The sequence below is a fragment of the Streptomyces sp. NPDC004732 genome (genome assembly GCF_040609235.1).
In the GTDB taxonomy this organism is placed as follows: Bacteria; Actinomycetota; Actinomycetes; order Streptomycetales; family Streptomycetaceae; genus Streptomyces.
Genome location: NZ_JBEXJR010000001.1, coordinates 100,241 through 125,380 on the forward strand (window position 1 = coordinate 100,241; position 25,140 = coordinate 125,380).

Sequence of the window (25,140 nt, forward strand, 5' to 3'; positions counted from 1 at the left end):
CGAGGCGTGATCGACTGCAAACGGCCGACTGAGCAGCGTGCGTCAGCGCGTGCCAGGCGACGGCGATCGTCGAACGGCGACAGATCTCCCCGCTCGTCGATCGTTGGCGTTGAGTCGCACGCCTTCTCCACCCCACAGCGAAGGCCCCCGTCGAGACAACCGACAGGGGGCAATGTCAATCACAGTTGTCACGACCGTGTCATCAACTGGGCCGACGCACTCTCGCGACGGCAGGTGCGTCGCTGTCGGAACCCTTGAGGGGTGTGATGGCACGGACGAGGCTCGGCGGGACCACCTTAAGACCGTCCAAAATCGCGCCCTTGCCCGGTTGGAAGACTTGGCCAGGGCCGGATGGCCCCCCGCGGTTCCTGCTACCGGTCCACGGCCCGAAGCCGGACTCTGCATGCGCCGCAATCCCACTGATCCTGGGGCGGGGCACATCGCTCGGCTGATGGACTACGAGGATCACGCTTCCTCCTCGCACTGATCAGCGCTCCGGACAGTCCCTGGCTGCCTCTCTTGTGCTGCACGGCATCAGAGGGCGGCGCGGCATCTTCGAAGTGCCCCAGCCGTCGTGGCCGGCTGCCCAGGTGGCCTGTGAGCGCGTCAGGGGGTGCACGCGGCGATCAGCGGCGTGCACCCCCAGTGGGATTGCCTACCACGCATCGGCCCCCCATCTGCTGGGCTGGGTCCATGTGGCCGAGGTCGACATTTTCCTGCGCGCGCATCAGCGGTTCGGCACCCGCCCTCTGACGCCCGATGAGTGCGACGAGTGCGTCGCCCAGACGGCCCGCATCGGCCAGGCCCTTGCTGGAGACCACCCGGTACCTGTTGTTCAAGCCACACCTTCCGGTGGCGGCGATGCCGTTCTACGTTCCGCTGGCCCTCAACGCTGTCGCGCTGCTGCGCCGCTCGACACGCTGTGGAGTGCGGGATCAATCGGCTCAAGCGGCACCAAGCGGTGGCCACTCGCTCCGACAAGCTGGCCGTCCGTTACGAGGCGACTGTCCTCATCGCCGTACTCGACGAATGGCTATGACACCAGCGCGGCTGCCCGGCATCATGGGTGCCGTGGACACGCCGAGCACCGACTGGATCACCATCGCGGCCTACGAAAACCTGCCGGGCCGCCTCCGCCCGATGGCGGCCACCCGCGCTTGACTGCGTGACCGCGGCATCGACTGGATGCCCTTCAGCCCAGACGAGATCCAGTGGGGTTTGGCCTGCGGCATCGGCCTTGACGGCCACTGGCACGGCTGGTTCGACATCCGCATCCACGCCAGCGCGCTTCGACGGCTCGGGCTTCATCCTGACCAGTCCACCGCCAAGGTCACCGGCACATCTCCACCTGGCTGGTGGCATGCCGCCGCAGAACGCAACGCTCACTAGCGCCTCAGAACGTCACTTCTGAAACAGGCCCTATGGACGGGTCGAGACCGTGGGCTGGCCGTAATAGCCGTGCACCTAGACGCCCTCGCCCCGCCCGGCACCACGACCGAGGCGTACGCCTGGCTGATCGCCGCCGTCGGTACCGGACAGGCCGCCGGACCGCCCTGTCCGGAACGCTCGCCGAACATGCCCGCCTCGGCACTGACCGGCGGCCTCCCGCAGCGTTCCGGGAGGGGGGCGGGGGCGGGCGCCGTCCGCAGCCGTGGCGGCGCCGGAGCCCTCAGGAGTGCTGCGGGCCGTCGGCGCTGCGGCCGTAGCGGGCGAGCATCGTCGCGACCGCCTCCTCGACGGCGTGGCCGACGTCGGCAGGTGCGGGGCTCCAGTCGGCGAGCAGCATCCGCGGCCACAGGACGTAGTTGGCGATCATTCCGAGGAACTGGTTGGTGGCGCTCTCCGCGTCGGGTACCACCGCAGTGCCTGCGGCGTGCTCGGCCTCCAGGTAGTGCTGGACGGAGATGAAGTAGGGCAGCTTGCCCAGCTCGAACTGGGCCCGTCCCAGTTCCGGGAAGCGCGGCAGTTCGGCGATGACGATACGGAAGAGGCCCGCCATTGCGGGTCGGCCGATCAGGTCGGCGTACTGGCGGCCGATCGCGCTCAGGCCGGCGCGCAGGTCACCGGGCCGCGTCGCGGGCGCCGCCGGGTCCGGCCCGCCCTTCCAGTACTCGGTGACGATGGCTTCGAAGAGCGCCGCCTTGGTGGGGAACTGCTTGAACAGCGTGGACTTCGAGACGACCGCTTCCTGCGCGATCTTCGCCAGCGAGGTCCCGTCATAGCCCCGTTCCAGGAACAGCTTCGTGGCCGCCGCGGTGATCGCCTCGCGCTTGCGCTGAGCGAGTCGTTGATGGTGCGCGGAGAGTCCTGCGGTCATGGGTCCAGTATGGCCCATCACGAGGCGAGTCACTTGACTCGCCACTGTGCAGATGTTTACGTGAATGGGGAGGCGAGTCGAACGACTCGCCTCTGCTCGGCGGGAGCACTCCCCGCCGGCGTCGTGGCGTTCCCGTAAGGAGAAGCACTCATGGAGTCAGGCAAGATCGCATTGGTGACCGGCGGCAATCGCGGGCTGGGCCGGGCCACGGCCCAGTCGCTGGCCCGGCACGGGCTGCGCGTCGTCGTCACCTACCGCGGCGACGCGCAGGAGGCCGAGGAGACGGTCAAGAACATTCAGGAAATCGGCGCCACGGCTGCCGCACTGCGGCTGGACATCAGCGACGTGGCGTCCTTTCCCTCCTTCGTCTCCCACCTGGCCGCGCAACTGGAGCGCTGGGAGGCGACCCGGCTGGACGTCCTGGTCAACAATGCCGGGATTGGGCTGTTCGGACCGCTGGAAGCGGTCACGGTCGACGACTACGACGCAGTGATGGACACCAACGTGCGCGGCACGTTCTTCCTCATCCAGGCGCTTACGCCCGTGCTGGCCGACGGGGGGCGGATCATCAACGTTTCCTCCTCCCTCAGCCGCCACACCAGTTCCGGCACCTCGGTGTACGCGGCCTCCAAGGCGGCGGTCGAGGTCCTCAGCCGGACCCTGGCCGTGGAGCTGGGTGCGCGGGGGGTCCGCGTCAACGCCGTCGCGCCGGGGCCGACCGCAACCGACTTCAACGGCGGCGCCATGCGGGACGACGCGCAGATGCGCGAGGGACTGGGTGCGCAGACCGCGCTCGGCCGCGTCGGCGAACCGCAGGAGATCGGCGACGCGATTGCCGCGCTCGCCTCCGAGGACCTGCGATGGGTCACCGCCCAGCGGCTCGAAGTGTCGGGTGGCGCCCTGCTGTAGGGACCCCAGCCCGCACGATGTGTCCCGCTCCTCACCTGGCAGCACCGGGATTCGCCGTGCGTTGCGGCCTCGTGGCCCGACCCGAACAGTGGTACCGGCGCCACGCACTCGAAGACCACAGTCTTGTATGTGGCGGTGTCGATGCGGCCGTCGGGCAAAGCCAGGCGCAGGGCGAGCAGTTGCTCGCCCTCGTGGCATCCAGCCCACCCGCCACAGATGCGCCGGACAGCACGGTCAGCATCGGCCTGATGGCACTGGCACAGTCCCGTGGGCTGATCAGGAGTGTCGGCGTCGTAACGCCGGAGCTTCGCGTACTCCTCACTGGCCCAGATCCCCGCAGGCACATCGCGCCGACAGGCACAGCTCTCGCAGGGACGCTGCGCAGGAGGCCGAAGCGACGAGGCCATACGGCCGGTATGGCCGACAGTCATGATCGAGGAGTCGCGCCTCAGGTGCACCACCTCCCTGCGCCTGGGCACCGCCGAGGCCGAACAGGTCCTGCGCCGCTTCACCGTGGCGGCCTCAAGCACCCCGCCTGACATGCGGTCGAAGAACTCGGGCGGGCGGTACGCACCGCGTTCGCCTGCGACCATCTCCCGACGTCCTTGACCTGGGCCTGACCGCCCGGACCATGCCGGGGCCGCGCACACGCCCTCCGATGACACGGCCGGGGTCTCGGGGTGATGCCCCGTCGCACTGGTGCGGTTGGGGCGTCAGGGGGTGGGGATGTGCTGGGTGAGGAAGAGGGCGGCGCGGTCGAGTGCCTGGTCGGCTTCGTCGAGGGGGCCGCCGGCGAAGGTCTGGAAGACGTGGGGGGCGTCGGCGGTGATGTCGAGGATGACGTCGACTCCGGCGTCGCGGGCGCGGGCGGCGAGGCGGGTGGAATCGTCGAGCAGGATCTCGTTGGTGCCTACCTGGATGAGGAGCGGGGGGAACCCGGTCAGGTCGGCGAAGAGGGCCGGACTGAGCAGGGGCTGCTTGGGGTCCTGGCCGGCGAGGTACATGGCCCCGGTGTGCATTACGGCCTCGCGGGTGAAGATCGGATCGATGCCGTCCTTGGTCGTCATGCTCTCCCCGGTCCGGGTGGCGTCCAGGCCCGGGGAGAAGGCCACGATCGCGGCGGGCAGCGGAAGCCCCGCGTCGCGGGCGGCCAGGGCGGTGGTGACCGCGTAGCCGCCGCCGGCGGAGTCCCCGGCGAACGCGATGGCGGACGGGGCCAGGCCGCTGTCGAGGAGGGCGCGGTAAGCGCTCAGGTTGTCTTCCAGACCGGCCGGGAACGGGTGCTCGGGGGCCAGCCGGTAGTCCACCGAGTACGAGTCGAACCCGGTCTTCGAGACGAGCTGCGCGGTGAGCGACAGCGCGGTCTCGGGGGAGCCGAAGACGAAGCCGCCACCGTGGAAGTACAGGATCGTGCCCGGGCGGGCGCCGTCGTGCGGTGTGACGTGCAGGGCGGGTCGGCCGCCGAGCGTGGTCTGCGTGGTGCGGACGTCGTCCGGCACGATCATCGTGTCCATGAGTGCCCTGAACCCGGCGCGCAGCTCCTCGACGGAGCGCCGGCCCTCGGGCCGGGGCCGGCGGAGCATCGCGTCGACCTTGGCGAGCTGTTCCTTGCTCATCTGCTTCCTCCCGCGGAATGGCTTCCTCTACACTATATGCCGTGGCATATAAATCGGATGGGGTCGCCGACCTCCAGGGATTCTTCGCGGATCTTGTCCGCTGCGAGACGCGCCTGTACAACGCGCTGAACGACCGCCTGCGTGAGCGGCACGGGATCGTGACGTCGCAGTTCGAGTTCCTGCGGTTCCTGCGCGAGCACCCGGGGTCCCGGGTGGCCGACCTCGCCGCGGAATTCGCCATCGGCGCCGGTGCAACGAGTAAGGGCGTCGACCGCCTGGAGAAGCAGGGGTGGATCGTCCGTCAGGCCAATCCGGCGGACCGCCGGTCCTCGCTCCTGGCGCTGACCGACGACGGCTCACAGCTCCTCGATGCCGCCGAAACCACTTTCACCGCGGGCCTGAGCGAGCTGGTCGAAGGCACCCTCGACCAGTCCACGACGGCAGCCGCCGCCCACGCCCTCCGCCAGCTGCGCTCCGTACTCGAACGCGACCAGGTCGGCACCCCCACCGGCTGAAAGCGCCCTGAGACCAGGCACTGCCCGACTCTGTCACCAATCGATGGCGAATGACGACACAGTGCCCGCGTCGAATCGACCCGGATTTCCCAGAGGCTGACGAAGGCTCACATCCAGAGCTCACGGGAAGGAGCAGCGAACGAGGTCATTCCGTGGAGCTGGCCTGCATGGGTCTACTTGGATTCGACCCGTCCGAACGGGTTGGGGCCGGCCGTCACCGCGTCGCGGGCCACCTGCCAGGCGGAGTCCCCGGGGTAGAGCTCGCTGCGCAGGTAGGCCCAGGCGAGCGTGGCGAGGGCGGCGACCCGCGCCGGGTTCTCGTCCGTGGTTTCGGCGACGTCGTATCCGGAGACCCCTCCGAGCCCGTGCTCCGCGTCGAACAGGGTGAGCAGAGACTTGGGGCCCGGGGAGAGGACGTAGGGGTCGGTGTGCCAGTCCGGGCCACTGACCGTCAGGAAGGCGGAGTCGTCCTTGTCTCCGGCGACCACGAGCGCGGGCGTCGTCATCGTGGAGAAGTCCGTGGTCAGGAAGAAGGAGTAGTTCTCGACGGTGAACTCGGTGAGGGCGTCGCCGCCCCGGCCGGGCGCGGCGAGCAAGACGCCTGCCTTGATCCGGTCATCGGCCAGGTTCACCGTCGTTCCGTCATGGGGATCGGTGAGCTGGGCACCGAGCAGCAGGCTCGCGGTGTGCCCGCCCATGGAGTGCCCGGCTACGGCGACCCGGCTCCGGTCGAGACGGCCGGCGAGCTGCGGGACGGCATCCTCGATCACGTCGAGCCGGTCGAGGACGCGCGTCATGTCCTCGGCCCGGGTGCGCCAGTGTGCGGCGGCTGCGGGGGCGTCGGGCTCCAGGCTCAGCGTCTTGGAGTCCAGGTGGGTGGGCTGGATCACGACGAAGCCGTGTGCGGCCCAGAAGTTCGCGAGCGGGGCGTAGCCGTTCAGCGAGGAGAGGTTGTTGGAGAAGCCGAGACCGTGCGAGAGGAGGATGACGGGCAGCTCGCTCCCGGTCACCGGCGCGGAGACGCGCACCTGGAGGTCCACAGCGCGGCCGGGGGTCGCCAGCACCACCGGGCCGACCGACAGGACGGGGGTGGGCGAGTGGAGGGTGTCGGCTGTGTAAGCAGGTTCGCTCATGAGGAGCATGCCCTTCGATGGCCCTGTCGCCGTCCGCGGACGGCGACAGGCACGGCGGAGTGACCGCAGTCAGCTAACCTGAAAGCGGATCGTTGTTCCATTTAGAATATGGAACGCTGATCCGTTTCGTCAACGGCCGCCGGAAGGACAGCGTGGTGCCCACAGCAGGCCCGACCAGAGGAGCGTCCGCCCGCAGCAAGCGAGCAGACGCGGTACGCAACCAGCAGACGCTGCTCGACGCCGCCGCAGAGGTGTTCGTGACCTCGGGGATCGATGCACCGACCCGCCAGATCGCCGCCCGGGCAGGTGTCGGGCTGGGGACGCTCTACCGTCACTTCCCCACCCGGGCGGACCTGGTCACCGCCGTCTATCACCATCAGATCGAGGCCTGCGCCGAAGCGGGCCCGACGCTGCTGGCCGCTGCCGACTCACCCTTCGACGCGCTGCGCCAGTGGGTCGACCTCTTCACCGACTTCCTGGTCACCAAGCACGGACTCGCCGACGCCCTCCAGTCCGACAGCGACCGCTTCGCCACGCTGCACACCCACTTCCTCGAGCGGCTGATGCCCATCTGCGCCCAGCTACTCGACGCCGCCGTCGCCGCGGGCGAGATCAGGCCCGGCATGCAGCCCTACGAACTCATGCGCGGCATCGGCAACCTCTGCATCGGACGCGACAGCGACCCGCGCTACGACCCGCGCAGGCTGATCGAACTGCTCCTTCAGGGGTTGCGCCCCTCATAGACGGCACTCTCCCGCAGCTCGATCAAGAACCGTCGCCAGGGGCGACCCGGACGCCCGACCGGTTCTCCGAACTCGTCCTCGCTCAAGAGGTGACGGACCCCTGTTCCGGGAATGGTTTGCGAGACTTTCCCGCGCGTGGCAGACCCTCAGGACACCACCGGAAGCGACGCCGACGCCCTCGATCATCACGACTGCCCGCGCTGCGGCGCCCAGCCCGGCTCGCCACGCCGCTGCGGGTGCCGACCCCGGCCAGCCATGCGGGTGCCCCTGGGCGAGTTCCGCAGCACCTTCCCGAAGTCCAGCCATCAGAAAGTGGCCGCAACCGCCCGTTGTCGTTCCAAGAGTGAACTCGTTCAACGGATCGGCTGACGGCTGGCCCCGAGCAATCACCCCGGCGTCCCTGTCGTCGGCCGTCGAGCACCTTCGGGGAATGGAGCATCGGCCATGTCTCCGGCCCTCGGCCCCATCCCCCAGGCACCTTTGGGTTGCGCCCTTTGGCGGAACTGGCCCCCAGTGAGAGGTGTCATCGCCAGCGGCCGGTTGAAGGTTGCTACTCCTGTGGGACAGCGCGCTTCACCTCAATGGTGTGAAGGACCAATCCGCGCGCGGGTACGGGACGGATTCCGGTCATGGACCACGAGGTACGACCCAGGCCGCTTCGCGGCTTCAAACGCCTGTCGCTCGGCGCCCTGAGCGGACTGTTCGCCGGTTATGCGGCCATCGCGGTGGCCGAGTTGGTCTCGGCCACCGTGCGGCCGGAATCGGGGCCGGTCATTGCTGTCGGTGGTGCGGCGATCGATCGCACGCCGCCGGGCGTGAAGGACTGGGCGATTCGGCACTTCGGCACGAACGACAAGCTGGTCCTGCAACTCGGCATCCTTGCCGTGCTGACGGTCCTGGCCCTGGCTCTGGGTGCGGTGGCCGCCCGTTGGCGGGTCATCGGTTCGCTGGGGGTGCTTGCCTTCGGCGTGGTCGGCGCTTTGGCCGCCACGAGCAGGCCTGACTCGACGAGCGTCAGCGACGCGTTGCCCTCCGTAGTGGGAGCCGTGATCGGTGCCGGACTCCTCTACTGGCTGGTCGGCCGGCTGGGAACCTTCCGCAAGGCAGCGGACGAGCCGGGCGCGCCGACGGAAGCCGCGGACGACGACTCCGTGGCGGACGGCGCACCGGTGGGAGGGGCGTCTCCCGTAGGCTCCGAGGGAGGCGCAGAGGGCTCGGGGTGGGACCGGCGGGGTTTCATCCTGGCCGCGACCGCCGCGGCCGCGGCCTCCACCGGTGCCGGACTGGCGGGCCGCGCGCTGAACGGTTCGCAGGGCCAGAACGCCGTCGCCTCCCGCAAGAAGGTCGTGATTCCGGCCGCATCGTCGACGGCAGCCCCAGTGCCCAAAGGTGCCGCACTGCGGATCAACGGGATCAGCCCGTTCATGACGCCCAACGACGACTTCTACCGCGTAGACACCGCCCTGGTCGTACCCAAGGTCGACGCCACGTCCTGGCAGCTGCGCATCCACGGGCAGGGGGTGACGCGCGAGAGGACGCTGTCCTTCGACGACTTGTTGAAGATGCCGCTGATCGAACGGAACATCACCCTCACCTGCGTGTCCAACGAGGTCGGCGGCCCGTACGTCGGCAACGCCCGCTGGATCGGCGTACGCCTGGCCGATCTCCTGAAGGAGTGTGGGGTGCGGCCGCCGTCGAAGGGCGGTCCGGCCGATCAGTTGGTGGCCCGTTCGGTGGACGGCATGACGATCGGCAGTCCGGTTGACGACGTGATGGATGGCCGGGACGCGATGCTCGCTGTCGGCATGAACGGTCAGCCGCTGCCCTTCGAGCACGGCTTCCCGGTTCGCATGCTGGTCCCCGGCCTGTACGGGTACGTGTCGGCCTGCAAGTGGATCAAGGACATCGAGCTCACGACCTTCGATTCCTACGACTCGTACTGGGTGAAGCGGGACTGGGCGCAGAAGGCCCCGATCAAAACCGAGTCGCGGATCGACACCCCCAAGCCGTTCGGGCGTCCGAAGGCGGGCACGGTCGTGGTCGCGGGCGTGGCGTGGGCGCAGCACCGGGGGATCGACAAGGTCGAGGTGCGGGTCGACGACGGGCCGTGGGACGAGGCTCGCCTGGCTGCGGAGGACACCCGGGACACCTGGCGGCAGTGGTCCTACGAGTGGCCCGCCACCAAAGGCGGCCACACCCTGACCGTCCGGGCCACCGACCGCACCGGCGAGACCCAGACGGAGAAGCGCACCCCGACGATCCCCGACGGAGCGTCCGGCTGGCACTCGGTCGTCGTCACCATCGACTAGATCGAGGCATGAGAACGGACAGAAATCGTCGAACATGATCCTCACGGTGAGCGGGTCCGGCGCACATGAGTTACTAGCGTGGTCACCCAGTTCACACCGCGTTCCAGCGGCCTTCGGCAGGCGGCGTATGGCGGAATCCATCTCGATCGGCCCCAACCCCGCACACGGCCCGGATCTGCCCACGCTCATCAGGCAGGTAGGAGCGGAAGACCGGGAGGCGTTCGCCGGCGTCTATGACGCCGGCTGCGATGCCGTATTCAGGCTGATCCGCAAGGTGTTGCGCGATCACGCGCAGGCTGAGGAAGTCGCTCAGGAAGTGTGGGTGGAGGTGTGGCGCACGGCCGGCCGCTACCGTGCGGAGCGCGGGTCGGTGCTCAACTGGTTGCTCACGCTGGCTCACCGGCGCAGCGTCGACCGCATCCGCTCCGTGGAGTCCGCGGCCGCGCGCGACCACCCGGCCGCTCTGCTGGACCGGCCTCGGGAGTTCGACGAAGTGTCCGAGCAGGTCCAGGCACAACAGGAGCGGGAAGAACTACGCACTCGACGACGAGGAACGCGCCGTGTTCGAGGCGCACATGGCCCGGTGCGAAACCTGCGCGCTGGAAGTGCGGGAGTTCACCGCCACCGCCGGACGCCTCGCCCTGGCCACGACAAGCCGCGCGCCTCAGGATCTGAAGTCGCATGTGCTGCAGCGGATCAGTGAGGTTCGCCAGGAGCCCCCCCCCGGCCGGCAGGCCAGTGTGCCCGGCCCGACGAAGAGCAGGCACGGAAAGGCTGTGTGGTGGGCCCTGGCTGCCTGCGCGGCCGGGATCGCCACGCTCAGCGGAACCACTGTGTGGCAGCACCAGCGGGCCGATGATGCTCGCCACCGGGCCGAGGCCGTGCAGGAGCAGTCCGACCGGATCGCCGCAGTCCTCGCCGCACCGGATGCCAAGGTCGCCTCGGCGTCCCTGGACGGTGGAGCACACGGTTCCGTGGTCGTCTCGAAGAGCAGTGGCAGGGCCGTGTTCATCGCATCCCACATGGCCGCACCGCCGAAGGGCAAGGTGTACCAGCTGTGGTTCGCCGATGGCGGCCACATGCGCCCGGCCGGTTTGATGGATGCGTCGCGCACCGACCAGAGCGTGCTCATGGACGGCCGCGTGGGCCGTGCCACGGGACTCGGCGTCACGCTGGAGCCGGCCGGCGGCTCACAGCAGCCGACCAGTCCGCCCCTGGCGACGATGGCCCAGCCCACCTGACAACCGACAGGGCAGCCCGGACTCTGCTGTGCACGTGGTCGCGGGGAGATGCGCACGACGGCGTCCGACCTGGGATTTGTCACTGAAGAGCTCGTACGGAGCTCACTCTTTCGGGAACCCACCAATCCGCCCCGCCCTGCGCTCCGGATTCCGTTCGATGGAGGCGGATGGCCTTCACGGATCTGATCGTTGAGGGATTGTCATGCAGACTCGAGTCCGTCGCGTTGCTGTTGCTGTTGTTGCCGCCGCTATGCTGCCGCTGGCCCTGACGGCGTGCTCCGACAGCGACTCCAAGGACAAGGCGTCCGACAGCTCGTCGGCGGCCGCATCCAAGGGGTCGGACATGGCCAGCCCGTCGGACGACATGACGGATTCCGACAAGCCCTTCGGTTCTGCCTGTTCGTCGGTGCCCAAGGACGGTGCCGGTTCGTTCGACGGCATGGCCAAGGACCCCGTCGCCACCGCGGCGTCCAACAACCCGGCCCTCTCCACCCTGGTGTCCGCGGTGAAGAAGGCGGGCCTGGTGGACACGCTGAACAATGCCAAGGACATCACGGTCTTCGCCCCGACCAACGACGCCTTCGCGAAGATCCCGAAGGCGGACCTGGACAAGGTTCTCGCCGACAAGGCCCAGCTCACCAAGATCCTCACGTACCACGTGGTCGGCAAGAAGCTCGCGCCCAAGGACCTGGAGAAGGGCTCGTTCGAAACGCTGGAGAAGTCGAAGCTGACCACCTCGGGTTCCGGTGAGTCCTACAAGGTCAACGACTCCGCCAACGTGGTCTGCGGCAACGTGAAGACCGCCAACGCCAACGTCTACATCATCGACAGTGTCCTCATGCCCAAGAGCTGACGCCCTTCAGACCGTCCTTGCCGTCTTCCGACCAACGGACAGCGCACCGACATCGTGCCGCCAGGATCACAACTCCGTGCGCCCGGACCAGCTGTCGGCACGTGGCCATGAGTCATGCACCGTTCGCGCGTACGGCATCCCTGGTGCCGGATGATCCTTCGGTACCAGGGATGCGTACTGCGGCAACAGGCCGGGCAGGCCTGTCGTCAAGGCCTATGGGCTCGTGGACTACTTCCACATGCCCATGTCGCCGCCATGGTTCATCGAGCCGTGGTGGCCCATGTGGCCCTCGTCCCAGGCGTGCCCGCCCCAGCTGTCCGAGCCGTTGGCGCAGCTGTTGCCGAAGGCCGGATTGAGCAGGCCGATGACGTTGACGGTGTTGCCGCAGGCGTTGACCGGAACGTGGACCGGCACCTGGAGGACGTTGCCGGACAGCACGCCCGGCGACCCCACAGCGGCTCCCTGGGCCCCGGCGTCCGCGGACGCCGCGCTCGCACCGGCCAGGACCGAACCGCCGATGGCCACCGCGATCGCCGCACTCTTCAGCACACGAGACATGAAACGCTCCACACTCATCCGCACAGCCCACGCCCCTGCGGGCGAGGACGAGAAGCGGTCCGCTTCTCACTGGCCATCCGGAACGTCCGGGGCAGCTGGATTGGCCGCAGGGCGCCAGTTCACCCGTCCGGACCACGCGCTCCCAGCTGTTGCCCGCCCCCACCGCGAAAAGCCCTGCGGCGCTTGCCGAGGCCGACCTTCAACCGCGGGCTATCCGCAGATACCGGCTGACAGCGAGGGGCATGAAGATCGCAATGATCACACACGAGCACAACACCGCGTAAAGCGCTGCATGCTGGACAGGCCACCCGCTGGGTGGGACAACCGCCGACGGGGCCTCGTTGCCGAACAATGAGCGGGCGGCCGTGGCTGTCGCAGAGACTGGGTTCCATTCGGCAACGGCGCGCAGCGGGGCCGGCATCGTGGCGACCGAGACGAACGCCCCCGAAACAAAGGTGACGGGGAAGAGCCAGATGAGCCCGGCACTCTGCGCGACCTCGACACTGCGGGCCATCAGTCCGACCGTCGCTCCGACCCAGGACATGGCGAAGGCGAAGAGCAGGACCAGACCGTACGCGGCGAGGGCGGCGGCCGCGGACCCCTCGACGCGCCAGCCGACCAGCAGTCCGCACAGCGAGGTCACCGCAAGGGTGACGGCGCTCATGGCGAGGTCGGACAGGGTTCGGCCGAGGATGACGGATCCGCGGGGCATCGGTAGTGCGCGGAAACGGTCGACCATGCCCTTGTCCATGTCGGCTGCCAGGCCGATCGCGGTGAACGAGGCGTTGAAGGTAACCGCCTGCGCGAAGATGCCTCCCATCAGGAACGTGCGGTATTCGGCACCACCCAGGCTCCCCCCGAAGACGTAGGCGAGGAGCAGGACGAACATCAGCGGCTGGACGAGCGCGGCCACGACCGCACCGGGTGTGCGGCGCAGGTTCACGAGGTTGCGCCAGGCGATCAGCGCTCCGTCGCGCACGGTGCGCATCGGTCCTGCCGGGTGCCGGGCGGCGAGGTTCAGTGTCGCCATGCATGGTCTCCTTTCTTGCGACCTCCGCGGCGTGCGGGCGTGGCGGAGTCCGCAGCGCCGGGGACGCGGCGGGGTTTGCCGGTGAGTGCGAGAAACGCGTCGTCGAGAGTGGGAGACGCCAGGGAGACGTCTGCCACCGCGAGCCCTGCCGTCTCCAACGCGGCGAGGACGTGCTGGAGGTCCGTGGAGCCGTTGTCGGTGGCGACCGAGACGTGACCGGTGCGGCGGTCGATCTCCGGCGGGTGCGGGCCCACGCCCGCCAGTACGTCGGCGATGGCTCCGACGGTGTCCGACAGCGCGGCCCGGAGCGAGATGCGTTCTCCGCCGACGGCCGCCTTCAACTCGGTGGCCGTGCCGCGGGCGATGACGCGGCCGTGGTCGATCACGGCTATGGAGTCGGCGAGTTGGTCGGCCTCCTCCAGGTACTGGGTCGTCAGCAGGACCGTGGTGCCGTCGGCCACCAGATCCTGTACGGCCTGCCAGGTGTCGGCTCTGCCGCGGGGGTCGAGGCCCGTCGTGGGCTCGTCGAGGAAGACGACCGCGGGCCGGGTGGTCAGCGCGCCCGCCAGGTCCAGGCGGCGGCGCATGCCCCCGGAGAAGCCGCCGCTGGGACGGTCCGCGGCCTCGGTGAGGGTGAACCTGTCGAGCAGGTCGACGACGCGGCCCCGCGCGGTCCTGCGGCTCATGCCGTGGAGCCGGGCGACGAGGTAGAGGTTCTCACGCGCGGTCAGGCGTTCGTCGACGGCGGCGTACTGGCCGGAGAGCCCGATCCGTTCGCGGACCGCGTGGGGCGCGGTGCGGACGTCGTGTCCGGCGACCGTTGCCCGGCCGCCGTCCGGTCGCAGCAACGTGGTCAGGATGCGCACGGTGGTGGTCTTGCCCGCTCCGTTGGGACCCAGCAGTGCGAGCACACTGCCCGCCGGGGCTCGCAGGTCGATGCCTGCGAGCGCTTGGCGGTCGCCGAAGCTTCTCGTCAGCCCGTGGGCCTCGATCGTGTCCTGGTCACCTCGAGACGCGGCGACCGTCGCGAGGGGCAGGGGCTGCCGGGGCACACCCCTGAGATCCACTCCGGAAGGGCTCATCGCGAGGCCAGCGCGCTGCGCGGAGTGAGGTCGGTCCAGTTGGCGTCGACATAGGCGATGCAATCCTGGCGGGGGGCGGGTCCGTGGACCGGGTGCCAGCCCGCGGGCACGTCGGCGAAGTCGGGCCACAGGGAGTGCTGGCCTTCGTCATTGATCAGGACGCGGTGCCGCACGGTGGGGTCGTCGAAGGGATTGGTCATGGTGAAGTGCCTCATTTCGTGGTGCGGGGCGGAGAGTTGTCGAGGGTTGGGGCGTTGGTTCGTCCTCACGTCGGCCATGCCCTCGGGACCGTGGCGAGGTGGGCGCGCGGTCAGTACATGCGCAGGGCTGTCTCGAGGACGGGGCCGATGACCGCCCGGGAGTCGGGACGCAGCATCTGGGCGTGCCCGCACGGCACGTCGTGGACCTCGAGATCGCCCTCGACGTAGGGAGCCCACAGAGCGGGCGTCAGACCGTTCGCAGGGTCCCCTTCCGTGGCGCGGAAGAACAGGACGCCGCCGTTGAAGGTGCGCGGGGTGTAGCGGCGCATCAGCCGGGCCTGGTCGGCGAAGTTGCCGACCATGGTCTCGATGGTCGCCGGTTCCAACGCTCCCAGTGGGCTGCCCGTGTCACGCAACGCGTCGCGCACGGCCTCCGCGTCCAGCGGGGCATCGTCGTCCCACTCGGACAGGTCGAGCCCGAGCGCGGTCAGCAGGGCGCGGAAAACCGTGTCACGTCCGGCATCCTCTAGACCGTCGGCGGGCGGTACGGGGAAGGCGTCCAGGACCGCCAGCAGGGCCACCTCCTCGCCGGCCTCCTGGAGCTGGACAGCGATCTCCTGGACGACGTTGCCGCCGAAGGACCAGCCGAGCAGCCGGTAGGGGCCGTGCGGCTGAACCGCGCGGAGCTGGGCGACGTAATGGGCCGCCATCGCCTCGATGCTGTCGGGGAAGTGCTGGGTGCCGTCCAGGTTAGGGGTCTGCAGGCCGTAGACCGGCCTGTCGGTGACGTGCTGCAACAGACCCGCGTAGGACCAGGCGAGACCGCCGGCGGGGTGGACGCAGAACAGGGGCGGCAGGCTGCCGGTGACGCGCAGCGGAAGCAGGCACGCCAGATCCGCCGTGGCCGCGTCACCGTCACCCGGGGGCGTGTCGTGTTCCGTCAGGGCCGCGGCGAGCCCGGCGGGCGTCGGGCTTTCGAACAACGCCCGGATGCCCAGCTCGGTGCCGGTGGAGTCGCGCACGCGTGCCAACAGCCGGGCAGCCAGCAGCGAGTGCCCGCCGAGGGCGAAGAAGTCGTCGTCCGCCCAGCAGTGTTCGAGGCCGAGGGCCTCGGCGAACAGGGCACAGAGGAGGTCCTCGCGCGGTCCGGCGGGAGGGCGGCCGGTTCCTCGAGTCAGGTGCTCGTCGTCCGGATCCGGCAGTGCGGTGGCATCGAGCTTGCCGCTCGCCGTGAGCGGCAGCTCGTCGACGGTGACAAACGCCGCGGGAACCATGTAGCTGGGCAGCTCGGCCGCCACAGCCGCCCGCAGGACGTCGCGGTCCGGCACGGCCGGTGCGCCGGTCGCGGCCGGGTCGTGGGCGGGCACGACATAGGCGACCAGCCGGTCCGTACCGCGGTCTTCCGTTCCGGTCTCCCGGCGGGCGACGACGGCGGCCCGCGCGATGCCGGACTGCCGCTCCAGTACGGTCACGATCTCGCCGGGTTCCACGCGGAATCCGCGCACCTTGACCTGATGGTCTGCTCGACCGCGGAACTCCAGCCGGCCGTCCGCGGCACAGCGGACGAGGTCTCCGGTGCGGTACATGCGCTCACCCGGCGCGCCGAAGGGGTCCGGTACGAAACGGGAGGCGGTCTCGCCCGGCCTGCCCACGTAACCGCGGGCCAGGCAGGCACCGGCGAGGTACAGCTCTCCGGTCGAGTTGGGCGCGACGGGTCGCAGGAAGCGGTCGAGGACGTAGGAGCGGGTCCCGGTGACGGGCCGGCCCAGGACGGGCGTGTCCGTGCCGTCGAGAGACGTGTAAAGGGTGTCCACCGTGGCCTCGGTGGGGCCGTAGAGGTTCCATACGGTCAGGGCGGGCGTCTCACGAAGTCGCCGCCACAGGCCGGGCGGTACGGCCTCCCCGCCGAGGGCCAGCACGGACGGCTGGTGGCCGTCGGCCGCGGGATCACAGAGTCCGGCATCGAGCAGGGCGGCCGCGTGGCTGGGGGTGGTCTCCAGCACGTCGATGCCTTCTTCGCGGACCGTCCGGACGAGTGCCGCGGGGTCCCGCCTGGTGTCGTTGTCGACGATCAGCAGCTCGTTCCCGTCGAGCATCCACAGGACCGGATCCCATGAGGCGTCGAAGGACAGTGAGGCGGTCAGGGCGACCCGTAGCCTGCGCCCGTCGGCCGCGGCCCGCGCCGGGGCGAAGAGGGCGTGCCGGTGATGCTCCCACAGCTGGGCCAGTGACCGGTGCTCGACGACGACCCCCTTCGGGCGTCCGGTGGAACCGGACGTGTGCAGGACGTATGCCGTGTCGCTGGGGCCGGGTGTCGCCGTGCGCGGAGGCACACCGGGCAGTGCGGCCAGAGCGGCCCTCGTGTCGGCGGCGTCGAGCAGGACCGTCCGCCAGGGGCCGTCGGGGATCAGGTCCGCTGTCGTCGTGGTCGCCAGGACCACCACGGGCTCGGCGTCGTCCAGCACGGCGCCGATCCTCACCCTGGGCAGGGCGTCGTCGAGCGGGGCGTACGCGCCGCCGGCGGCCAGCACTCCGAGCATCGCGGTGATCGATTCGGCCGAGCGCGGCAGCAGGACGGCGACCGTACGGTCGGGCCCCACGCCGTGGGCCCGCAGCAGGTGCGCCAGGCGGGCACTGTCCTGGGCCAGTTCGGCGAAGGAGAGGGCGTGCGCACCGTGGCGTACGGCGATGTCGCTGCTGCGCGCCGCCCCGGCCGTGGCCTCGAAGCCGGCGAGCACGGTCGGGTGGGGCGGGATCGCCTGCGGTCCCTGCCCGCGGTCGAGCAGGGCGTCGCGTTGCCTCGCCAGGGCGTCGTGGCGGGAGAGCGGCGCGTCCGGATCCGTGACGACGAGCCGGACCAGCGCGACGAAGGAGTCGGCCAGGCTCTGTGCCGTCCCGGTGTCGAAGAGGTCTCGTGAGTACTCCAGTTCGCCGGTCAGCCGTCTGTCGTCGGACTGTTCGGAAAAGTTGAACGACAGGTCGAACTTGGACGCGGCCGTGTCCACTCCCCGCACCGTTGCATGAAGGCCCGGCAGGTCGAGGGCGGGCGTCCCGGCGTTGTTGAGCGAGAGCATCACCTGGAAGAGCGGGTGCCGGGCGAGCGAGCGCGGCGGGGCGAGGTGCTCCACGAGTGATTCGAAGGGCAGATCCTGGTGCGCGTACGCGGCCAGGTCGGTCTGTCGAGCGCGTGCCAGCAGCGTGCGGAAGTCCGGGTCGCCGTCGGTACGCACGCGCAGCGTCAGGGTGTTGACGAAGAAGCCCACTAGTCCCGTGAGCGCCTCGTCGGACCGTCCGGCGACGGGAGTGCCGACCACGATGTCGTCGCCGGCTCCGTACCTTTCCAGCAGTGCGCAGAGTACGGCGTGCAGTGCCATGAAGGTGCTGGCGCCCTCGCGCCGGGCCAGGGCCGCGAGTCGGCAGCCGTCGTCCTTCGTGAGCGGCAGGGTGACCTTGCCACCGTTCCCGGAGACGTGCTCGGGGCGAGGCCGGTCCGTGGGAAGGGCCGCTTCGACGGGCGCACCGGCCAGTTCGCCCTTCCAATGGGCGAGCTGGCGGGCGTGCACACTGTCGGGGTCGTCGGGGCGCCCCAGGACGTCTTGCTGCCAGAGCGCGTAGTCGCCGTACTGGACCGGAAGCGGGGTCCACGCGGGTGCACGTCCGGTGGTCCGGGCGGCATAGGCGGCGGCCAGGTCCTGCGCCAGCGGGCCCATGGACCATGCGTCGGCGGCGATGTGGTGGAGCGTCAGGAGAAGGACGTGCTCCTCGGCCGTGATCCGCAGCAGTTCGGCGCGCAGCGGCAGGTCTTCGGTGAGGTCGAACCCTTCCCGGGCCGACGCGCTCAACGCCTCGGCGATCCGGTCTGCGGCGCAGGAGGTGACGGTGAGGGTCGGGCGGGACGCTCCCGCGGGCAGGACCCGTTGGATCGGGGTGCCGGACCGGCCGACCGCGTCGCGGAAGACCGTGCGCAGGCTCTCGTGCCGGGCCACGACGTCGCCCAGCGCGCGGTGCAGTGCGGCGGTGTCCAGGCACCCCCGCAGAGCCACCGCCATGGGGAGGTTGTACGAGGGGTCTCCCGGGCGCATGCGGTTGAGGAACCACAACCGGTGCTGCGCGTAGGACAGGGGAAGGTCGGCGGGCCGGCCGGTTTGGGCGTGCAGCGATGGGCGGCCGCGGGCGGCCCCGTCGAGATGGGGAGCGAGTCCGGCCGGGGTGGGGTCCTCGAACAGGGCACGCACCGGGATCTCGACTCCGAACGCGTGCCGGATGCGGTTGACGATCCGCGTGGCCAGCAGCGAGTGGCCGCCGAGCGCGAAGAAGTCGGCGTCGCGGCCGACGGGGCTGGTACCGAGGCACTCCGCGAAGAGGGCACAGAGAATCTCCTCCTGCGGCGTGCGCGGGCGCTCTCCCTGCTCGGACGGCTCCGCTCCCGGTTCCGGCAGGGCGGCGAAGTCCGTCTTGCCGTGCGCGGTCAGGGGTATGTCGTCGACCAGCGCGAGGCGGGTCGGCGTCATGTAGGCCGGCAAGCGGCCGGCGACGAACGAGCGCAGCAGCGCGACGGTGGGTTCCGCCGCCGCGGCCTCCGGTACGACCCAGGCGACCAGCCGGCCGCCGTCCTCACCCTCCTGGACGGTCACCACTGCCCGTCGTACGGCGGGGTGCGCGGTCAGTGCCGCCTCCACCTCTCCGGTCTCGACACGGAATCCGCGTACCTTGACCTGGGAGTCCGTACGGCCCATGAAGACGAGGGAGTTGTCCGGGCGCCTGCGTACCAGGTCGCCGGTGCGGTACATCCGGCTGCCCGAGGGGCCGTAGGGGTCGGCGAGGAAGCGGTCCGCGGTCATGCCGGTCGCCTCGTCGTATCCGCGGGCCACGCCGGCCCCGGCCAGGTACAGCTCGCCGGTGACACCGGGTGGCGCGGGGCTCAACCGTGCGTCGAGCACGCGGGCACGCATTCCCGTGATCGCCCGGCCGATGGTGGGTGTCGACCCGCGAGTCACCGGGGCGATCACACTGTCCACGGTCGTCTCGGTCGGTCCGTAGAGGTTCCACACGGTGACGCCGTCCAGCTCAGCAAGCTCGTTCCACAGCCTCTCGTGCACCGGCTCGCCTCCCAGGGCCACGACGCGAGGCCAGGGCCTGCCCGGCGCGAACAAGCCGCTGCCACGCAGCTGTTCGAGGAACGAGGGGGTCGTCTCGACGACGTCGATTCTTCTTTCGTGCAGCAGCCGCACCAGCGCCTCGGGGTCACGGCGGCTCGCGTCGTCCACCAGGTGCAGCTCATGTCCCGCGACCATCCACAGCAGAGGGTCCCAGGACGCGTCGAAGGTCGCCGCCGCGGTGAGGGCCACCCGCAACGGGCGACCATTGTTGTCGCTCTCGGCGGGAGCGATCAGGTGACGCGCGTGATGCCGAAGCAGGTTCGCGAGCGCCCGGTGCTCCACGACGACGCCCTTGGGCCGGCCGGTGGACCCCGAGGTGTGAAGGACGTACGCGGGGGCGGAGGCGTCCGGCCCGTCCGACGGCAGCGGGGCGGTGTGGACGTCTGCCGTGGGCGCGTCGTCCAGATAGCGCACGGGGATCCGGACGTCCGGCAGGGCAGCGCGGCACTGATGCTCGGTGAGCAGCATGGCCGGCTGCGCGGAGTCCAAGATGTACGCGTTTCGCTCTGGCGGATGCGTCGGGTCCAGCGGTACGTAGACCGCGCCGGCGCGCAGTACGCCGAAGACGGCCGCGATCTGCCTCCCGGACCGGGGCAGCGCGACGGCGACTCGGTCTCCCGCGCGAACCCCGGCGGCGACCAGGCGCCGTGCCACGCTGTGCAGCTCTTCGGTGAGTTCGCCGAAGGTCAGGGTGCGATGCCCTTCGGCCACGGCGATGCGGTTCGGGGTGACCGCAGCCTGGGTGTCGAGTACGTCGGACACGCTGTGCACCAGGTCCTGCCCCTGGTACACGTCGCCGTCCGGGACGCCGGTGTCGAGGGCTGCGTCCCGTTGCTCCTTCGTGAGCATGCCCAGCGCGCTCAGGCGTGCGTCGGGGGTGGCGAGTGCCGAGCGCAGCAGGCGGACGAAGTGGCCGACGAAACGGCGCACCGTGCTTTCGTCGAAGAGTTCGGAGCTGTACTCCACCTCGCCGCTCAGTCCGGCGGGCAGTCCGTCACAGCTGTGCGACTCGGTGAAGTCCCAGATGAGGTCGAATTTGGCGGTGTTCCGCTCGGACGGGAGGACCTGCGCCTCAACACCGGGCAGTTCGAAGCGGGGAGCGGCGGTGTTGTTCAGGGCGAGCATCACTTGGAAGAGCGGGTGGCGGGAGAGCGACCTCGGCGGTGCGAGTGCTTCCACCAGCTGCTCGAAGGGCAGGTCCTGGGAGCTGTAGGCGCGCAGGTCCGTCGTCCGCACCCGTTCCAGAAGGTCCCGGAACACCGGGTCGCCGCCGGCGTCGACGCGAAGCACCAGGGTGTTGACGAAGAAGCCCACGACGTCGTGGAACTCCTCTTCGTCGCGTCCCGCGACCGGGGTCCCGATGACGATGTCGTCGCCTGCGCCCAGCCGGTGCAGCAGGGCGGCCAGCACGCCGTGCAGCACCATGAACGGGCTGACACCGGCCTGCCTGGCGAGGGCGGTCAGAGCGCGGTGCTCTGGGGCGTCAAGGCGCACGGGTACACGGCCCCCGCGGAACGTGGCCTGTTCCGGTCGCGGACGGTCGTAGGGCAGGGGGAGCTCGGGCGGCAAGCCCTCCAGCGTGTCCCGCCAGCCGGTCAGCTGACGCGTGGTGAGCGAGTCGGTGTCCGTCCGGGCACCGAGCCGCTCCTGCTGCCGCAGTACGTAGTCCGCGTACTGGGCGCGCAGCGGCGTCCGGCGCGGTTCGCTCCCGTGCAGACGAGCCTCGTACGCTTCACTCAGGTCGCGGACCAGGGGCCCCATCGACCATCCGTCGGCCACGATGTGATGGAGCGTCAAAAGAAGCAGATGCGTCCGGGTCTCCGCATCAGGCTCACTGGTGGGCACCAGCACGGCGTGTACCGGGGGCTGTTGCGACAGGGTGAAGTCAGGACTGGGAAAGTCCCCGGGGCGCGCGCCCGACCGTGCGGGACTCACCTGCAGCGTCACAGTGCACGCGCTGGGGTCCAGCACGACCTGGTGCGGACCCTGCTCGTCCTCCTGATAGACGGTGCGCAGGCTCTCGTGCCGCACCAACAGGTCGGCGAAGGCTGCCTGGAGAGCACCGACATCGAGGTCGCCCTCGAGACGGATGGCGACGGGGATGTGGTAGCGCTCGCTGCCCTCCCCCATGTGTTCCAGGAGCCACAGCCGGTGCTGGGCCGCCGAGAGCGGCAGACGAGCCGGGCGCTGCCGGGTGACAGGGGCGGCGGACCCGCGCCCGGCTTCCTGGGAGGCGCGTTGGGCGTCGACCGCCAGTGCGAGTGCGGCGACCGTCGGCGCTTCGAAGAGGGCGCGAACCGGAAGCCGGACGCTCGTGCGCTCGGCCACGGCGCTGAGCAGGCGAGTGGCCAGGAGGGAGTGGCCTCCGAGTGCGAAGAAGTCGTCCTCCCTGCCGACTTCGGCCAGGCCGAGCAGGTCGGCCATCGCCGCGCAGACGTCCTCCTCCGTCCGCGTGACCGGCGCGTTCGATGCGCCTGCGGAGAGGGTGGTGGGCTCCGGGAGGGCTGCCGCGTCCACTTTTCCGTTCGGGGTCAGCGGGAGCTGTTCGACGAGCGCGTAGACCGCGGGCACCATGTGTGCGGGCAGCAACGTCGCGAGCGCGTCCCGCACCGGACGTACGTCGTCGCGCACCCGCGCTCCTGCCGCGTCGCCGGACGGCACGAGGTAGGCGGCCAGCCGCTCCCCTTCCGGGCCGCCCTTGAGGACGACAGCAGCCTGATCGATCCCCGGCAGCACCGTGAGCGCCGCTTCGATCTCCCCCGTTTCCACCCGGTGCCCGCGGACCTTGATCTGTCCGTCGCTGCGCCCGACGAACTCCAAGGAGCCGTTCTCGTGCCACCGCACCAGGTCTCCGGTGCGGTACATACGCGTCCCCGGCTCTCCGAAGGGGTCGGCGAGGAAGCGGTCCGCGGTCAGTCCGGGCTGGCCGGCGTAGCCGCGCGCCACTCCCTCTCCGGCAAGGTAGAGCTCCCCGGTCACGCCGCTCGGCAGCAACCTCAGGGCCGTGTCCAACACGTAGGAGCGTGCTCTTCGGACAGGGCGCCCGATCACCGGATCCGTGCCGCGCACGCGTGCGGTGACGGCGTCCACGGTCGTCTCGGTGGGGCCGTAGAAGTTGTAGGCGACGAGGGACTGCTCGGAGGCGAGGCGCTGCCACAGCTCGGCGTTGACCGGTTCGCCGCCGAGGGCGATCACCGTGGGGCGGTGCGGCGCTTTCCGGGTCGGGCCGATTGCCTCCGACGTAAGGCCGGCGGCCAGGAGCTGCTGGAGGAAGCTGGGGGTGGTCTCGATGACGTCGATTCGTCCAGCGCGCAGAAAGGCGACCAGTGCCTCTGGATCACGGCGCGTGGCGTCGTCCACGATGTGCAGGTGGTGTCCGCTCAGCATCCACAGCAGCGGATCCCAGGAGGCGTCGAAGGAGGTCGCCGCGGTGAGCGCCACGCGCAACTGGCGTCCCTGAGCGGCTTCCGCGCTCGCATGCAACTCCTTGCGATGGTGGGCCAGCAGATTGCTGATCGAGCGGTGCTCGACGAGCACACCTTTGGGCCTGCCCGTCGATCCGGACGTGTAGATGAGGTAGGCCGCGTCGTCACCCCGCGGCCCGCTTGTGGCAGGGGCCGGTACCTCACCAGGGAGGTGGGCCAGGCTCCGGACCTTCGTGGTGGCCGGCGCCAGTGAGGCGACCGGACTACCGGGCGCGCAGACGAGGAGTGCGGGCGCCGCGTCGGCCAGCAACTGGGCGATGCGTTCATCCGGATAGGAGAGGTCCACGGGCAGGTAGACCGCACCGGTGCGCAGGACGGCGAGCGGAGCGACAACGGTGTCGACCGAGCGGGGCAGCGCGACCGCGACGACCGTGCCGCGCCCTGCTCCGTCGCCCCGCAGGGCCGTGGCGGCCACGTCGACAGCCCGGTCCAGCTCGGCGAAGGTGACGTTGCCCGCGCCGTCACCGACGGCGGGCTCGTCGGGCATCTCACGGGCCAGCTGTGCCAGTACCTCCGGCAGGGTGGGCTCGCCCCCGGCCGTGTGCCCGCCACCCCGGCCCGTGTTCTCCCTGTCGTCCGGCAGGCCGGTTCCCATGGCCAGCAGTACGTCCCGCTCTTGCGGACCCGCGAGATCCAGCGCGCCGAGGCGGCGCGCCGGGTGAGTCACGAGTTCCTCGGTCACCCGCACGATCCGTTCGAGGTGTCCAGCCGCCGTGCGGTCGTCGTAGAGCGCCGCATTCGCCAGGACGTCGATACGGGCGCTCGCGCCGCCGGGTGCGGGGTGCACGGCGAGCGTGAGGTCCTCGACCGGCCCGAGCGAGAGGTTGTGGAGCGTGCCGGACGCCGCACCGAACCGGAGATCCCCGTCGAAGGACAGCACGTTCACCGACGGTCCGGTCAGAGGCTCACCCCGCCGCAGTGCCCTTTGTCTCCGCAGTTCCTGCGCGGGGAATCGCTGGTGCCGCAGAACGGCCCGCATGGCGTCCGTCGTCTGTCGCAGCAGGTCCTGGACCGTGTCCTGGGCGGACAGTTGCAGCCGCAGCGGAAGAACCTGGGACATCATTCCCGGTGTCTCCCGGGCGATCCGGGTCCGCCGTCCGGTCACCGGCATGCCGAGGAGCAGGTCGCCCGCCCCTCGCATCCGGTGCAGATAGGCCGCCGTCCCCACGACGAACAGCGTGGGCCAGGCCACCTTGGCGCGCCGCGCGCCGTCCCGCAGTCGCCGCCACCGGTCGCCGTCCAGCACGGTCGACTGCCGCAGCACCTGTTCACCGGCAGAACCCGTGGCATCGGTGAACCGTTCGGGCAACGGAGCACCCGTGAGCCGGTCACGCCAGTAGGCCGCGTCCTCGTCGTACTGGGCAGACTGCCGGTACTGACGCGCTTCGGCGACCAGAGGCTCAAGGGGACGGGGCTCGGCGGGCACGTCGGCCCCGGCGGCGAGCAGTCCGTACGTCTCGGCGACCCGGCCGAGTGCCACAGCCGCGCCGTATCCGTCCAACACCAGGTGGTGCGTGCGCAGGTACAGCAGATGGCGTGCCTGCGAGAGCTTGTAGAGAGCGAAGGCCGTCACCGCGGCACCGGTCACGTCCACGGGCGCGGAGAGGTCCCGTCGCATCGCCTCGTGAGCCTCTGCTTCGCCGTTCGCATTCGCGGACAGATCGACGAAGGGGATGTCGGCAGGCAGGCCCCGGCGGACGAACTGACGCACCGTGGAATCTGTGGAGTCTGCCCCACCATCGGATATCGCCGCGCACATCGCGTCGATCTCGCCCCTCACGTGCGTCACCGCTCGCCGCAGCGTCGCAGGGTTCAACTCCCCCTGGATATCTATGTACTCGGCGATCGTGAATTCGCTGCTCAGCGGGCGAAGCGCGTGCGCGAACCACAAAGACTCCTGAGCCGGAGTCACCGCGAGCGAGTCGGCGGACTCCTCAGTCATGCGCCCCGCCCCAGTACCGATGTAACGCGTGCCGACACCGTCGACCAC

General features: G+C 70.1%; 17 protein-coding genes and 2 pseudogenes. 10 read left to right on the plus strand and 9 right to left on the minus strand.

All coding sequences use genetic code 11. From position 1 onward, the window contains the following. Nucleotides 1-590 precede the first annotated feature (590 nt). The 3 genes and pseudogenes from ABZV77_RS00405 to ABZV77_RS00415 form a co-directional block, all read left to right on the plus strand. Nucleotides 591-752 (plus strand): annotated as a pseudogene (locus tag ABZV77_RS00405) (oxygenase MpaB family protein); the annotation flags it as partial. A 277-nt stretch (nt 753-1,029) separates the two neighbouring features. Further along, nucleotides 1,030-1,161, plus strand: a complete 132-nt coding sequence (locus ABZV77_RS00410; RefSeq protein ID WP_356250219.1) for a hypothetical protein — start codon at nt 1,030-1,032, stop codon at nt 1,159-1,161. 24 nt (nt 1,162-1,185) lie between these two features. After that, complete coding sequence (locus tag ABZV77_RS00415) at nt 1,186-1,389, plus strand: hypothetical protein (protein WP_356248725.1); 204 nt, start codon at nt 1,186-1,188, stop codon at nt 1,387-1,389. Between the two features lie 280 nt (nt 1,390-1,669). On the opposite strand, the gene ABZV77_RS00420 is transcribed toward ABZV77_RS00415, so the two are convergent. Further along, nucleotides 1,670-2,317, minus strand: a complete 648-nt coding sequence (locus tag ABZV77_RS00420) for a TetR/AcrR family transcriptional regulator (protein WP_356248727.1) — start codon at nt 2,315-2,317, stop codon at nt 1,670-1,672. 150 nt (nt 2,318-2,467) lie between these two features. Between ABZV77_RS00420 and ABZV77_RS00425 the strand changes: the two genes are divergently transcribed. Then, nucleotides 2,468-3,226: an SDR family oxidoreductase gene (locus ABZV77_RS00425; protein ID WP_356248729.1), complete on the plus strand. Its 759-nt coding sequence runs from the start codon at nt 2,468-2,470 to the stop codon at nt 3,224-3,226. Between the two features lie 56 nt (nt 3,227-3,282). Here ABZV77_RS00425 and ABZV77_RS00430 read toward each other — a convergent pair. Together ABZV77_RS00430 and ABZV77_RS00435 are read right to left on the minus strand one after the other, a co-directional pair. Further along, nucleotides 3,283-3,819: pseudogene (locus ABZV77_RS00430) on the minus strand (DUF6283 family protein); the annotation flags it as partial. Between the two features lie 120 nt (nt 3,820-3,939). Beyond that, nucleotides 3,940-4,842 (minus strand): alpha/beta hydrolase, encoded by a 903-nt coding sequence (locus ABZV77_RS00435; RefSeq protein WP_356248731.1) that lies wholly within the window; start codon nt 4,840-4,842, stop codon nt 3,940-3,942. Between the two features lie 17 nt (nt 4,843-4,859). Here ABZV77_RS00435 and ABZV77_RS00440 point away from each other — a divergent pair, with 17 nt between their 5' ends. Next, the gene (locus ABZV77_RS00440) at nt 4,860-5,357 is read left to right on the plus strand and encodes a MarR family transcriptional regulator (protein WP_356248733.1); all 498 of its coding nucleotides are present in this window, start codon (nt 4,860-4,862) and stop codon (nt 5,355-5,357) included. Nucleotides 5,358-5,530: 173 nt separating this feature from the next. On the opposite strand, the gene ABZV77_RS00445 is transcribed toward ABZV77_RS00440, so the two are convergent. Further along, the gene (locus ABZV77_RS00445) at nt 5,531-6,490 is read right to left on the minus strand and encodes a chlorophyllase (protein WP_356248735.1); all 960 of its coding nucleotides are present in this window, start codon (nt 6,488-6,490) and stop codon (nt 5,531-5,533) included. Nucleotides 6,491-6,645: 155 nt separating this feature from the next. Here ABZV77_RS00445 and ABZV77_RS00450 point away from each other — a divergent pair, with 155 nt between their 5' ends. The 5 genes from ABZV77_RS00450 (at nt 6,646) to ABZV77_RS00470 (ending at nt 11,636) form a co-directional block, all read left to right on the plus strand. After that, nucleotides 6,646-7,233 carry a TetR/AcrR family transcriptional regulator gene (locus ABZV77_RS00450; RefSeq protein ID WP_356248737.1) on the plus strand — a complete coding sequence of 196 codons (588 nt, stop codon included), beginning with the start codon at nt 6,646-6,648 and terminating at the stop codon, nt 7,231-7,233. A 629-nt stretch (nt 7,234-7,862) separates the two neighbouring features. Then, the gene (locus tag ABZV77_RS00455) at nt 7,863-9,542 is read left to right on the plus strand and encodes a sulfite oxidase (RefSeq protein WP_356248739.1); all 1,680 of its coding nucleotides are present in this window, start codon (nt 7,863-7,865) and stop codon (nt 9,540-9,542) included. A gap of 127 nt (nt 9,543-9,669) precedes the next feature. Continuing rightward, nucleotides 9,670-10,245: a sigma factor gene (locus ABZV77_RS00460; protein WP_356248741.1), complete on the plus strand. Its 576-nt coding sequence runs from the start codon at nt 9,670-9,672 to the stop codon at nt 10,243-10,245. After that, on the plus strand, nt 10,148-10,783 hold the full coding sequence (locus ABZV77_RS00465; RefSeq protein WP_356250093.1) for an anti-sigma factor: 636 nt from the start codon (nt 10,148-10,150) through the stop codon (nt 10,781-10,783). The genes ABZV77_RS00460 and ABZV77_RS00465 overlap by 98 nt, the downstream gene beginning before the upstream one ends. Nucleotides 10,784-10,985: 202 nt before the next feature. Then, complete coding sequence (locus ABZV77_RS00470) at nt 10,986-11,636, plus strand: fasciclin domain-containing protein (protein WP_356248743.1); 651 nt, start codon at nt 10,986-10,988, stop codon at nt 11,634-11,636. A gap of 228 nt (nt 11,637-11,864) precedes the next feature. On the opposite strand, the gene ABZV77_RS00475 is transcribed toward ABZV77_RS00470, so the two are convergent. The 5 genes from ABZV77_RS00475 to ABZV77_RS00495 form a co-directional block, all read right to left on the minus strand. Then, nucleotides 11,865-12,194: a chaplin gene (locus tag ABZV77_RS00475; protein ID WP_356248745.1), complete on the minus strand. Its 330-nt coding sequence runs from the start codon at nt 12,192-12,194 to the stop codon at nt 11,865-11,867. A gap of 199 nt (nt 12,195-12,393) precedes the next feature. Then, a complete protein-coding gene (locus ABZV77_RS00480) occupies nt 12,394-13,224 on the minus strand; it encodes an ABC transporter permease (protein ID WP_356248747.1) in 831 nt (276 codons plus the stop codon). After that, nucleotides 13,212-14,216 carry an ATP-binding cassette domain-containing protein gene (locus ABZV77_RS00485; RefSeq protein ID WP_356250095.1) on the minus strand — a complete coding sequence of 335 codons (1,005 nt, stop codon included), beginning with the start codon at nt 14,214-14,216 and terminating at the stop codon, nt 13,212-13,214. The genes ABZV77_RS00480 and ABZV77_RS00485 overlap by 13 nt, the downstream gene beginning before the upstream one ends. A gap of 86 nt (nt 14,217-14,302) precedes the next feature. Then, nucleotides 14,303-14,506: an MbtH family protein gene (locus tag ABZV77_RS00490; RefSeq protein ID WP_356248748.1), complete on the minus strand. Its 204-nt coding sequence runs from the start codon at nt 14,504-14,506 to the stop codon at nt 14,303-14,305. A gap of 110 nt (nt 14,507-14,616) precedes the next feature. Beyond that, nucleotides 14,617-25,092, minus strand: coding sequence for an amino acid adenylation domain-containing protein (locus tag ABZV77_RS00495; protein WP_356248750.1), 10,476 nt, complete (start codon nt 25,090-25,092; stop codon nt 14,617-14,619). Nucleotides 25,093-25,140: the final 48 nt, after the last annotated feature.

Coding starts and splice junctions, on each gene's coding strand:
- ABZV77_RS00425 (WP_356248729.1), top strand. CDS start 2,468: ATGGAGTCAGGCAAGATCGCATTGGTGACCGGCGGCAATCGCGGGCTG.
- ABZV77_RS00480 (WP_356248747.1), bottom strand. CDS start 13,224: ATGGCGACACTGAACCTCGCCGCCCGGCACCCGGCAGGACCGATGCGC.
- ABZV77_RS00415 (WP_356248725.1), top strand. CDS start 1,186: ATGCCCTTCAGCCCAGACGAGATCCAGTGGGGTTTGGCCTGCGGCATC.
- ABZV77_RS00460 (WP_356248741.1), top strand. CDS start 9,670: ATGGCGGAATCCATCTCGATCGGCCCCAACCCCGCACACGGCCCGGAT.
- ABZV77_RS00475 (WP_356248745.1), bottom strand. CDS start 12,194: ATGTCTCGTGTGCTGAAGAGTGCGGCGATCGCGGTGGCCATCGGCGGT.
- ABZV77_RS00455 (WP_356248739.1), top strand. CDS start 7,863: ATGGACCACGAGGTACGACCCAGGCCGCTTCGCGGCTTCAAACGCCTG.
- ABZV77_RS00440 (WP_356248733.1), top strand. CDS start 4,860: ATGGCTTCCTCTACACTATATGCCGTGGCATATAAATCGGATGGGGTC.
- ABZV77_RS00490 (WP_356248748.1), bottom strand. CDS start 14,506: ATGACCAATCCCTTCGACGACCCCACCGTGCGGCACCGCGTCCTGATC.
- ABZV77_RS00420 (WP_356248727.1), bottom strand. CDS start 2,317: ATGACCGCAGGACTCTCCGCGCACCATCAACGACTCGCTCAGCGCAAG.
- ABZV77_RS00435 (WP_356248731.1), bottom strand. CDS start 4,842: ATGAGCAAGGAACAGCTCGCCAAGGTCGACGCGATGCTCCGCCGGCCC.
- ABZV77_RS00445 (WP_356248735.1), bottom strand. CDS start 6,490: ATGAGCGAACCTGCTTACACAGCCGACACCCTCCACTCGCCCACCCCC.
- ABZV77_RS00470 (WP_356248743.1), top strand. CDS start 10,986: ATGCAGACTCGAGTCCGTCGCGTTGCTGTTGCTGTTGTTGCCGCCGCT.
- ABZV77_RS00495 (WP_356248750.1), bottom strand. CDS start 25,092: ATGACTGAGGAGTCCGCCGACTCGCTCGCGGTGACTCCGGCTCAGGAG.
- ABZV77_RS00410 (WP_356250219.1), top strand. CDS start 1,030: ATGGCTATGACACCAGCGCGGCTGCCCGGCATCATGGGTGCCGTGGAC.